This is a genomic window from Terriglobales bacterium (assembly GCA_035624475.1).
Taxonomy (GTDB): domain Bacteria; phylum Acidobacteriota; class Terriglobia; order Terriglobales; family Acidobacteriaceae; genus DASPRL01.
The window spans coordinates 1-10,578 of sequence record DASPRL010000349.1; the positions used below are offsets into that span (position 1 = coordinate 1).

A 10,578-nucleotide genomic window follows, 5' to 3' on the forward strand; every position below is an offset into this window, starting at 1 on the left:
TCTTCCCCAGATCCCTCGCTACGCTCGGGATTTCGCCTGCGGGCTCCCGCTCGGCTCGGCTCCGCCTCGCCTCCCTCACGCCCGCAAGACGGCTCAAGTTCGAATCTCTCCGGGCGCGCCATTCTTCCCCAGATCCCTCGCTACGCTCGGGACTTCGCCTGCGGGCTCCCGCTCGGCTCCGCCTCGCCTCCCTCACGCCCGCAAAACGGCTCAAGTTCGAATCTCTCCGGGCGCGCCGTTCTTCCCCACTCTTCCCCATCACTTGCCGTCCAGCCCGGGCAGGTCGGCCAGGCGATACAGCCCCAGCGACTTGTCGGCGTAGGCGCTGCCGGCGCCGGGTGGGTCCGGGAGAAGCTGCAGCGCGGCGGGGAAGCGGAACGGCGGCAGCGCCAGGTTGAGCGGGCGCCAGTCTCCGGTGACGATGTCGCGGTTGCCGGCCTGCGCGGGAAAGGTGGTGGTCAGCAGGTAGGTGGAGCCGCTTTGCCGCAGTCGCCGCAGCGCCCGCGCGCTGTCGGCAAAGGAGAAATGCACCAGAGCGTCGCGGCACAGCACTAGGTCCACCTTGGGCAGCGGGTCGCGCAGCAGGTCCAGACGCAGGAAACGGCGCCCCGCGCGGGCGTGCGCGGCCAGCCCTTCCACCAGCTCGCGGAGCAGGTCGGCGCCGATGTACTCCACCCCGGGCAGCTCGGTCAGGCGCATCCAGTGGAAATCGCCGCAGGGGATGTCGAGCAGGGAGCGGACTCCCAGCTCGCGCACCAGTTGCGTCAGCCGCGGACGCAGGCCGCGGGTGCGCTCCTCGCTCGAGCCCGGCCCCGACCGCGATTCGCTGCCTCCCCAGGCATTCTCGCGGTAGATGCGCCGGAAGATCCTCTCCCTCCGCGACCACCCCATGGCTGGCGGATTATAACGCGGGAGGATCCCCGTCCCGGAGCGGCCGGGGGGCAGCTTCCGAACAGGGGTGGTGACGCCGATGACGAGTGCGGGGAACCGCCGGAAGGGATGACCAGGTCGCCAGAACGTGCTATGGTGGTCGGGTTGGAGTGTGCCTTTGCGGCCAGCCGCTGGCATCTTGAGGTTGTCTCTCACCTGCCCTCTACTCGCCCGAGAACACGCGACCAGTCAAAATCCACGATTGAGGAAACTATGAAAAACATCTATGTGGGAAACCTCTCCTTCGACACCAGCGAGGAAGAGTTGCGGGCCGCCTTCGAAGCGCACGGCCAAGTGGACAAGGTGACGGTGGTGCGGGACCGGGACACGGGCCAGCCCCGCGGCTTCGCCTTCGTCGAGATGGCGAACGACGGCGAGGCGGAGAAGGCGATGGCCAGCCTCAACGGCAGCACGCTGCGCGGCCGGGCGCTCAACGTGAACGAAGCGCGCCCGCGCGTGGAGCGCGGCGGAGGCGGCGGGCGGGACTCGCGCGGCGGAGGCCGCGGTGGACGCGGCGGTGGCCGCGGCGGCTACGGCCGCTACTGATCCGGCTCCGCGCCGGCGCCGCTTCTCAGTGCTCTTCGGAGACCGCGCCCTGCAGGTACACCGTGGTCAGCAGCACGAAGATGTAGGCCTGCAGGAAGGAAACGAAGATGTGCAGGCCCATGAAGATCACCGGGATGCCGATGGGGATCATGGAGAAGAAGACCAGGCCCACCAGCTCTCCCGCGAACATGTTGGCCCACAGGCGCACGGTGAGCGAGAGGATACGGGCGCAGTGGCTGATCAGCTCGATGGGCAGCATCAGCGGCGCCAGCAGCAGCACCGGCCCCATGAAGGTCTTCACGTACTTCAGCGGGCCCAGCCGCCGGATCCCCTGCCCGTGATAGTAGAGGAAGGCGGTGACCGCCAGGCCCAGAGGCACGTTGGGGGTCTCGGTGGGCGACTCCAGGCTGGGGATCATGCCCATCAGGTTCCCGACCAGGATGAACAGTCCCAGGCAGAGCAGGAAGGGAGTGAAGCCCTCGCTGTGATGCCCGATGATCTCCCGGCTCTGGTTCTGCACGAAGCCGCGCAGCCCCTCGAAGATGTGCTGCAGGGAGCTGGGGTTCTCCACCGAAAGCCGTGAGCGCAACACCAGGAACACCGCCAGCAGGAAGAGCGCGATCAGCACCTGCATGGCCACGAAGTTGGGGATGGGCGCCTGCGGGTACTCCGGGTGGAGGCCCAGGGCGAGCAGCACCCAGGTCACCACGCCCCCGAAGAGCTTGTTCAGGATCGCCGTGAACCAGAGTTGGTGGGGCATGGAGGTGGGCGGTCGCTCGCTGGCGTTCTGGCGGCCCGCGATGCGGGCCTGCTGTCCTTATACCATACGCTCCCGCGGCGAACCAAGCGCGGCGCGGTCGTCCCCGGCATGCTCACGCGCTCGCCGCACGGCTTCCTCCCAGCGCCTGCTCGAGGCGCTCCAGGATGCGCAGCGAGGCGCGGAAGACGCGCTCGATGTCGGGCCGGTTCAGGGTGATGTGCAGCGTGAGCTGGCAGGCCATGCGGTTCACATGCAGGTCGTAGACGGAGTCGCGGAACCCCTCCAGCCACGCGCGCGCGTCGATCTTCTGGTGGCTGCGCTCCGCCAGCTCCAGGCGGGCGCTCTCGATCAGGGCATCGATCTGAGCATCGCTGATCTGCGCGCTGACCGCGTAGCTCAGGAACTCGACCAGGTCGCGCTGCGGGAGCTGGATGCTGGCGCACTCCCAGTCGAACAACACCAGCCGCGGGTCTCCGCCGGGATCGCGCACCGCCAGGTTGCGGATCTGCGCGTCGTTGAAGATCAGCGTCTTCTTCATCCGGTCGATGCGGCCCCACCACTCGGGGATGGCGTCGATCCAGCCAAGATGCCGGTCGAGATAGGCTTGGTCGAAGAGCCGTCCCACGAAGTAGCGCAGCTTCTCCGCGTAGGCGCGCCATAGCGGGGTGAGCTTCTGCATGACCCCGGCGTCCATGGTCTTGCCCAGCCAGCCCTGCGCGACCAGCGCCTCGTAGTCGCCGTAGAAGGCGGCGTGCATCCCGCAAAAGTCGTGCACCATCCGCCGGATACGCGGCTCGTCCCAGCCCGCCAGGTCGGTGTAGTCCTTCATCACGTAGGCCCCAGACAGGAACTCCCCCAGCACCAGATACTGTTCGCGGGCATCGTCCACATAGGTGCCGTAGACCACGGGGAGCACCCGCGTGAAGGCCGGGTTGGAGCGCTGCAGGCGGAAGACGTTGATCTCCTTCATGTGGGTGTTGCAGAGCTCGGTCTGCGCCAGCAGCCCGGCCACGTCCGGGAGCTGGATCCCGCTCTTGACCAGGACCCCAGCCAGCCGGGCGACCAGCTCGCGGTAGTGGGTCTTGGACTTCACCAGCAACTCGACCGTGCGCGCCCGCCCCTGCGAGCGGTAGGCGATGCGGTAGTGGAAGAGGCCGCGCAGGGCGTCCTGCTCGCCGCTGTATTTCATCCGCGTGGTGGCGGTCACCCCCACCTCGCCCAGGTAGCCGGCTGCCCGCACCTCCAGGCCGGGGTCTTCCAGGTACTCGCGCATGCAGCGCTCGAACAGCGCGGGGCTGAACTCCAGGTAGCCGTCCTTGACGGTGTAGATGCTCTCCATGTGGCTCCTGCCGCCGCCGCGCTTTCCGCTAGCCCTTCGCGGAGCGCGTGAACCCGTCCGCACTCCACGCTTCGCTGCCCACGCCATGGTGGACGAAGAAGAGTCCTTCGGGATCGTATTTGCGCTTGGCCGCCGCCAGCCTGGGGTAGTTGGATCCCCAGAACGAGCGCTGCCAATCCGGCTCCCGGAAATCGCTCTCCGAGACATACGAGCCCGGCCGCGGCACCAGGCGCAGGACCTGGTTCATCGCCTCATCGACCGCCTGGGCGTTGCGGCGGCCTTCGCTGACATCGAGATGCGCCTCAGGCATGCCGGGGAACGCCGGCGGCCCATTGCTGGCGATGATCACCAGGGCAAAGGCGTCGAGCACCGCGGGATTGGTGGCGGTGTCGCGGGAGCGGGCCAGTGCCTCGGGTGGAGCGCCCGCCAGGCCTTTGTTGAAGTGCAAGGAGACGTTCCAGTGGCGGCTGGCGGCGAACAGAGTGTCGGCCAGTCGTTGCTGCTGGCCGGCAGCCAGAAGCCCTTGCGGCAACCACACGGACCGGTAGGCGTACAGGAGTTGTCCCGCTTCGCCCAGGTTCCCGCTCCAGAACACGTTGGTGGCCGGCGCCCCCGGACGCTCGTCCGACAAGACGAACTGGGGATAGTTTTTCTTGAGAAAGACCGGGTCCCAGAAGTGCCGGGCGGGCAGCGCAGTGATGCCCAGCGCCGGCTCCCAGGAGTAGTCCCGCGGAGACGCGGCCACCCAATCCAGGAGCGGCTTCCAGGCCTCCTCGGCCTGATGCTGATCGAGCCCTTGGAAGACCATGGCGATATTCAGGGAGTTGTCCCTGCGGAAGGCCATCTGCTCGCCCCAATGCGGGTTGAACAAGGACCTTCCATAGAAGCGGACGGTCTCCACGACCAGGCGGCGAAAGGCGGCCTCGGAGTGCGCGCGCACCCTGCCGAAGGCGCCTCCGAAGAACTCCGGAAGCTCGTGCGTCCGGAGGGTGAGCCGCGTAACCACGCCCAGGCTCCCGCCGCCTCCTCCCTTGAGCCCCCAGAACAGCTCCGGCTCGGTGGCAGCATTGGCGATGCGCACGGCGCCGTCGGCCGTGACCACTTCCGCCTCCAGCAGGCCCGCGGCCGCGGTGCCGAAGCGCTTGGAGAGGCTGCCGAAGCCCCCGCTCTGGATCAGGCCGGCGACCCCGACGGTGGCGCAACCTCCTCCCTGGACGTAGCGCCCGCCCTCGGTCGTCACCGCATTGTAGGTCCGCATCCAGATGCATCCGGAGCCCACCGAAACCGCGGGCACGGCCGCCTGCTTGCCTTCACATCCTCGGGGGACGAAGGAGTCGTGCAGTTGGAGGTGGTCCATGGGACGCGTCCAGAGGAGCAGCGAATCGGGGGCGTTGGAGGTTCCCTGGTAACTGTGGCCGCCGCCCTTCACCACCAGCCGCAGGCGGCGCTGGCGGGCGAAGTCCACGGCGGCGGCAACGTCCTGCGCGCTCTTGGCGGCCACCGCGTAGACGCTCGGCATCGATTTCCAATGGTCCAGCCAGCCCGAGGTCTGCGTGAGCGCCGGGGTATCGCCCAGGAAGTAGGGGTTCTTGAGGTTCTCGAGGATCTCTTTGCAGCCCGGGTTGGAGGCGTCGCCGCAGGCCGTGAACGGCGAGGACAGTTTCAACAGGTCCCCTTGCAGCTTCCCCCGCAGCTCCTCCCATTCCGCGGCCGAGGGCCACTCCGGATCGCCCGGCCGCACGCGGCGAAAGGCAGCGCCGGAACTCTCTGCGGCGGAACGCGCCACCGCGCTGGCCGACAACATGGCGACGAACTTCAGGAAATCTCTTCGGTCCATGCTCACCCCCGGGCCGCGCCGCTTGGTCTGGTCGCCGATGCGTGGTGCGGATGATACAGGCGCCCGCCGATCAAGGAAAGCGCAACCTCGGAGGGGCAATGCGGTTGCTTCTCTCGCCCTCCCGACCTACCATGGGCGCCCATGACCATCACCACGAGGGTGCAAGCCGGCGTGCTCGCGCTCTTTGTTCTGGTGGGCGGCTGCGCTCCGCTGGAGCCGGCTCGCCCGCTGCGCCCCCTTCCCAACTCCGCGAACCTCGCGGCGGCGCCCGGGGCTGCCGATTTCGTCTTCTACGTGTTTGGCGACAACCGCCCGAAAAAGGCCAAGGACGGGCCCACTCCCACCATCCAAGCCATCGCGGCCGATCTCGCCGCCGCCGACCCCAAGCCGGTCCTGGCGCTCTCCTGCGGCGACCTGATCGAAGGCAAGGACCCCACCCAGGAGGCCACCATCCGCTCCGAATACCAGGCCATCTTCAGCGTGCTTCACTCCGCCGGCGTCCCCATCTTCAACGCTCCCGGCAACCATGAGATGGACGACGCCCAGGACGTCCCCAACGCCACCATGACCACCTGGTACGCCGAGATGGTCGGCTTGCCCTACGGCTCCTTCGACTACGGCAATTCGCACTTCATCGCGCTGAATACGGAAGAGATCGCGCCTCCCGAGGTCGTGCGCTCTCCGCGCGCGCCCACCGACGAGCCTTCCGGCACCCTGGATCCCGGTTACATCTCTCCGGCCCAGCGGCGGTGGCTGGCGCACGATCTGGCCGCCAGCCGCCACCAGGCCAACGTATTCCTCTTCATGCACCACTCCGTACACGCGCGCAAGGCCAAGAACCAGCTCGACGCCGCCAGCGCCGCCGCCCTGCAGGCGATCCTCAGCCAGTATCCCAACGTCAAGGCCGTCTTCTCCGCCCACGAGCATCTTTACTACAATCCGCAGGCCCCGGATGACCTGCAGGATCCCATGGCCGGAAGCGCCGGCTCCGGACCGCGCTATCTGGTCACCGGGGGGGCGGGCGCGCCTCTCGAGTCCGGCGACCACGGCTTCTATCACTACCTGATCGTCACGGTCCACGGCGCCGACGTCACCGTCCGGTTGGTGAAGCTCCCTTAGGGGAGAGGCGATAGCCCTCGCCCCCGTCCCGTTTTGGAACCGATCCCGGTGTGGCATCCTGCCCCTCAATCCCTTCTTGCCCCTCCGCTCCCGCGCCGCCCCGCCGGGCTATGCTGAGTTTGGAGGTTGCCGCCATGCTCGCATCTACCAGCGTCGCCGGCGCTCTCGGCGACTGGCTCAAACGCTACTGGCTGGCCTGCGGCCTGGCCCTGTTCATCCTCCTGGCGGTGGTGCTCTTCCTCACTTACTGGGACGATCCCGCCCGGCCGGCGGCCCTGCTCGGCTTCCTCGCCGTGATGTTGCTGGTGGGAACCACGGCCGAGTACCTGCGCACCACCCAGCAGGGTCTGCTCCTGCTGCAGGAGGTGCTCCGCCGCCAGAACGAGCTGGGCATCAAGTTCAGCGTGCGCGCCAGCCATGGCCGGGCGCGGGTGCAGGTGGCCAACATCGGCGCCCCCAGTGCGGTGGTGACCCGGGTGGTGGTGCGCGCCCAGGAGCGCCGGCCCCTCACCCTGCACAAGCACCTGGTGGTCCGCTCCGGAGACCGCCACGGTTTCTATCTGCCCGACGTAGTGTGGAGCGGCGCCCTGCAACTGCACCTGGAGGTCACCCTGTGCTGCGAATCCGCGCTGCAGCGCTCCCGCGAGGCCAAGGCCTACACCGTCTTCGTGACTACCGAAGGCCAGGTGCACAAGGTGCTCAAGGGACTGCGCTCGCTGTGGCCGGTCACCTGCCCCAACTGCGGCCAGCATGCCGACCTGCACATGCGCACCGACGGCCTCACCAACTTCGCCGACGCCTTCGCCCGCCAGGAGCGCATGCGCTATCACCTGCGCGAGAGCTGTCCCAGGCACGACTCTCCCTGGAGGCTGCGGGCCACGCCGGCGGCCAGCCCCTTCGGGCCCATCCGCGTGCCCGAGGACGAGTGGCGGGGCCTGCCCCCCACCGGCTCGCTCGGCCCCGGCCCGCGGGGTTGACGCCGCCCCGGCGGACTGCTCCTCCGGAGGAGGTTGCCTTCCCGCTCCGGCGCTCCGCGCCGGCCGGAAACAACTTCCGCAACTCTCGCCAGGTCAAGGGGTTTGGGAGGGTAGGCCCTCCGTTCGGCGGACGATTTTTCAGGCAACCGCGGAGGCGGGCGCGGAATCTATGACTACTGTGCTAAAGTAGGGCCGCCGAAGGTGGGGATTTTCGCTCCATGGAATTAGCGCTGAACCTGTGCTGGCTGGCGGTAGTCGTCGCAGCCTATGTGTGGTGGCTGCGCCGGCCGCGCTACCGCGGGCGCGCCTTACGCAGCCGGGACGAGTGGATGGCGGGCGTGCTGGTGTTGGCCGCCATCCTGGTGCTGATCTTCCCCGTCATCTCCGTCAGCGACGACGTGCGCGCGGCCCGCGAGTTCCTGGAAGAGCCCTCTTCCGACCAGCTCCTGGCCAAGAACCTGGAAGTCCAGAAGCGCGTGCCGCTGGGGCAACTGATCACGCCCGCCGCCGCGCTGGCCCATCCCGAGGCCCCCGCCGGGAGGTTGCGCGTCCTGGGGATCGTGTGCGTCACCGACCTCGCCTCGCATCACATCGACCCCGTCCCCCCCGTCCGCGGCCGTTCTCCTCCCCAAGCCTGATCGTTCGCCACTTCTCCGTAATCCGCACTCTTGGAACCTATCGCACCGCGAGAAGCATCGAACGCGGCTCCGGCCGCCAGAATCAGAAGGAGTGAGTCATGAATCAGTTGCACAAAAGGCTGCAGACCATGCCCCTCACCGAGCGGGAAAAGGAGATCGTCCTGCTCCTGGCCCAGGGACATCCCAACAAGGAGATCGCCAACCGCTGCAACATCACCGAGCACACGGTGAAGGACCACCTCAAGAACGTCTATCAGAAGACCGGGATCCACCAGCGCACCGCGCTGCTGGCCCGCCTGATGGGCGTGGACGGCACGGCCTAGTCCGCCGCACGGCTCGACGCAAGCTGGCTCCGCGCGCGGAGGCACCGCCTCCGCGCGCAGTTTTTTTGTGCGCGCAACCGGCGTCTTGTTGGATTGTCATCCTGCGCTCGTGCCTGCGAGGTTTTTCTCCGGCCCGCTTGCGGGCCGCGCGGGCACGAGCCGGAAGGACCTTGCGTTTTCTTCGGGCGCGCATCGCTATAATCGAAGATCGAGCCCGGTGCGCGCCTGCACCGCGGTGGGGTCGAGCTCCATCCAATCACCGAGGATCCCGAACTTGGCAACCCAGACCGCCGACCCGCCCAAGCCCGCCGCGCGCGAGCAGGTCTTCGACCTCTTCCGCCGCTGGGGCTACCTGGAAGCGGCGCTCGATCCTCTGGGCCAGATGCCGCCTCAGCCGCATCCCGAATTGCGCCTCTCCGGCCCCGCCGCCGACCAGGCACGCCGCATCTACTGCGGCGCCATCGGCGCCGAGTTCCAGCACATCCCCGACCCCGCGCGCCGCCGCTGGATCGAAGAGCGCATGGAGGTCGCCGGCGCCGCGCCCAGCGTGGACGGCCCGCGTCTGCTCGAGCGCCTCCTCCGCGCCGACCTCTTCGAGCAGGTCCTGCAGGCCCGCTACCTGGGCACCAAGCGCTTTTCCCTAGAGGGCGTGACCGCGCTCATCCCCCTGCTCGACGAGGTGCTGGAAGGCGCTTCCGCGCGCGGCGCCGAGCAGGCGGTCATCGGCATGAGCCACCGCGGCCGGCTGAACGTCATGGCCCACACCGTGGGCAACCGCGTGGCCGAGATCTTCGCCGGCTTCGAGGACGTGGACCCGCGCAGCGTGCTGGGCGGCGGCGACGTGAAGTACCACGTCGGCTCGACCGGCACCCACCTCACCGCCTCCGGCCGCAAGCTCAACATCCACCTGGTCTCCAATCCCAGCCATCTGGAGGCGGTGGACCCGGTGGTACTGGGGCGCACCCGCGCCAAGCAGCTCCGCGCCGGCGACCCGGACGGCGCCCGCTTCCTCCCCATCCTGCTGCACGGCGACGGCGCCTTCGCCGGCCAGGGCATCTGGGCCGAGACCTTGAACCTGGCCGCCCTCGACGGCTTCAACGTGGGCGGCGCGCTGCACGTCATCGTCAACAACCTCATCGGCTTCACCACCAACCCCGCCGAACTGCACTCCTCGCGCTTCGCCAGCGACCTGGCCAAGCGCCTGCCCATCCCCATCTTCCACGTCAACGCCGAGGAGCCGGAGGCGGTGGTGCGCGTGGCCCGTATGGCGCTGGAGTACCGCTACACCTTCTCCAGCGACGTGGTGGTGGACCTGATCGGCTATCGCCGCCACGGCCACAGCGAGATCGACGACCCCTCCATCACCCAGCCCGTGCTCTACCGCAAGATCCAGGAGCATCCGCCGCTCTGGCAGCTCTACGCGGAGAAGATCGGGACCGACGCCACCGCCCTCGCCGCCCGCGTGCGCGAGGAACTCGAGGCCGCCCAGCAGCAGGCCAAGACCATCGAGAAGCGCCCCACCCTGCGCCGCCTGCCCGCCTATTGGGACGATTACGCCGGCGGCAAGTACGAACCCAGCTACGAAGTGGACACCGGCCTGCGCGCGACCGAACTGGAGAAGCTAGCCGAGGGCCTCACGCGCTATCCCCAGGACTTCGCCATCCATCCCAAGGTGAAGCGCCTGCTGGAGCAGCGCCGCGGCATGGGCGCGGGCAAGCATCCGGTGGACTACGGCATGGCCGAGGCCCTGGCCTTCGCCTCCCTGGTCACCGCGGGCGTGCCCGTCCGCATGAGCGGCCAAGACACCCGCCGCGGCACCTTCAACCAGCGCCACGCCGCCCTCATCGACACCCGGAGCGAGCAGGTCCACATCCCGCTCGCTCACCTCGCGCCCACCCAGGCGCGCTTCGAGATCTACAACTCCGAGCTTTCGGAGGCGGCGGTGCTGGGCTACGAGTACGGCTACAGCCGCGACTATCCCGAGACCCTGGTGCTGTGGGAGGCGCAGTTCGGCGACTTCGCCAACGGCGCCCAGGTCATCCTCGACCAGTTCATCTCCGCCGGCGAGGACAAGTGGGGCCTGCTCTCGGGCGTGGTCGTGCTCCTGCC

Annotated in this window: 10 protein-coding genes; 6 read left to right on the forward strand and 4 right to left on the reverse strand. The window is 68.4% G+C overall.

From position 1 onward, the window contains the following. Positions 1-258: 258 nt before the first annotated feature. The gene (locus VEG08_13730; protein ID HXZ29048.1) at positions 259-891 is read right to left on the reverse strand and encodes a class I SAM-dependent methyltransferase; all 633 of its coding nucleotides are present in this window, start codon (positions 889-891) and stop codon (positions 259-261) included. A 252-nt stretch (positions 892-1,143) separates the two neighbouring features. On the opposite strand from VEG08_13730, the gene VEG08_13735 reads away from it, so the two are divergent. Then, positions 1,144-1,476 (forward strand): RNA-binding protein, encoded by a 333-nt coding sequence (locus VEG08_13735; protein HXZ29049.1) that lies wholly within the window; start codon positions 1,144-1,146, stop codon positions 1,474-1,476. Between the two features lie 25 nt (positions 1,477-1,501). Here the strand turns inward: VEG08_13735 and atpB are convergent, their stop codons facing one another. The 3 genes from atpB to VEG08_13750 all read right to left on the reverse strand — a co-directional run bounded on the left by atpB (position 1,502) and on the right by VEG08_13750 (position 5,412). Then, positions 1,502-2,236 carry a F0F1 ATP synthase subunit A gene (gene atpB / locus VEG08_13740; GenBank protein ID HXZ29050.1) on the reverse strand — a complete coding sequence of 245 codons (735 nt, stop codon included), beginning with the start codon at positions 2,234-2,236 and terminating at the stop codon, positions 1,502-1,504. Positions 2,237-2,348: 112 nt separating this feature from the next. Next, positions 2,349-3,575 carry a hypothetical protein gene (locus VEG08_13745; protein ID HXZ29051.1) on the reverse strand — a complete coding sequence of 409 codons (1,227 nt, stop codon included), beginning with the start codon at positions 3,573-3,575 and terminating at the stop codon, positions 2,349-2,351. Between the two features lie 28 nt (positions 3,576-3,603). Beyond that, a complete protein-coding gene (locus VEG08_13750; protein HXZ29052.1) occupies positions 3,604-5,412 on the reverse strand; it encodes an FAD-binding oxidoreductase in 1,809 nt (602 codons plus the stop codon). A 141-nt stretch (positions 5,413-5,553) separates the two neighbouring features. Here VEG08_13750 and VEG08_13755 point away from each other — a divergent pair, with 141 nt between their 5' ends. The 5 genes from VEG08_13755 to VEG08_13775 form a co-directional block, all read left to right on the forward strand. Continuing rightward, complete coding sequence (locus VEG08_13755) at positions 5,554-6,531, forward strand: metallophosphoesterase (GenBank protein HXZ29053.1); 978 nt, start codon at positions 5,554-5,556, stop codon at positions 6,529-6,531. Between the two features lie 134 nt (positions 6,532-6,665). Continuing rightward, complete coding sequence (locus VEG08_13760; GenBank protein ID HXZ29054.1) at positions 6,666-7,508, forward strand: hypothetical protein; 843 nt, start codon at positions 6,666-6,668, stop codon at positions 7,506-7,508. Positions 7,509-7,726: 218 nt separating this feature from the next. Beyond that, positions 7,727-8,146 carry a hypothetical protein gene (locus VEG08_13765; GenBank protein HXZ29055.1) on the forward strand — a complete coding sequence of 140 codons (420 nt, stop codon included), beginning with the start codon at positions 7,727-7,729 and terminating at the stop codon, positions 8,144-8,146. A 98-nt stretch (positions 8,147-8,244) separates the two neighbouring features. Further along, on the forward strand, positions 8,245-8,469 hold the full coding sequence (locus VEG08_13770) for a LuxR C-terminal-related transcriptional regulator (GenBank protein ID HXZ29056.1): 225 nt from the start codon (positions 8,245-8,247) through the stop codon (positions 8,467-8,469). A 274-nt stretch (positions 8,470-8,743) separates the two neighbouring features. After that, positions 8,744-10,578: thiamine pyrophosphate-dependent enzyme (locus VEG08_13775; protein HXZ29057.1), on the forward strand; the 1,835-nt coding region annotated here is incomplete at its 3' end.

Excerpts from the sequence above, each read along its gene's own strand:
- VEG08_13765 (HXZ29055.1), top strand. The coding sequence starts at position 7,727 with ATGGAATTAGCGCTGAACCTGTGCTGGCTGGCGGTAGTCGTCGCAGCC.
- VEG08_13730 (HXZ29048.1), bottom strand. The coding sequence starts at position 891 with ATGGGGTGGTCGCGGAGGGAGAGGATCTTCCGGCGCATCTACCGCGAG.
- VEG08_13770 (HXZ29056.1), top strand. The coding sequence starts at position 8,245 with ATGAATCAGTTGCACAAAAGGCTGCAGACCATGCCCCTCACCGAGCGG.
- VEG08_13735 (HXZ29049.1), top strand. The coding sequence starts at position 1,144 with ATGAAAAACATCTATGTGGGAAACCTCTCCTTCGACACCAGCGAGGAA.
- VEG08_13755 (HXZ29053.1), top strand. The coding sequence starts at position 5,554 with ATGACCATCACCACGAGGGTGCAAGCCGGCGTGCTCGCGCTCTTTGTT.
- VEG08_13745 (HXZ29051.1), bottom strand. The coding sequence starts at position 3,575 with ATGGAGAGCATCTACACCGTCAAGGACGGCTACCTGGAGTTCAGCCCC.
- VEG08_13760 (HXZ29054.1), top strand. The coding sequence starts at position 6,666 with ATGCTCGCATCTACCAGCGTCGCCGGCGCTCTCGGCGACTGGCTCAAA.
- atpB (HXZ29050.1), bottom strand. The coding sequence starts at position 2,236 with ATGCCCCACCAACTCTGGTTCACGGCGATCCTGAACAAGCTCTTCGGG.
- VEG08_13750 (HXZ29052.1), bottom strand. The coding sequence starts at position 5,412 with ATGGACCGAAGAGATTTCCTGAAGTTCGTCGCCATGTTGTCGGCCAGC.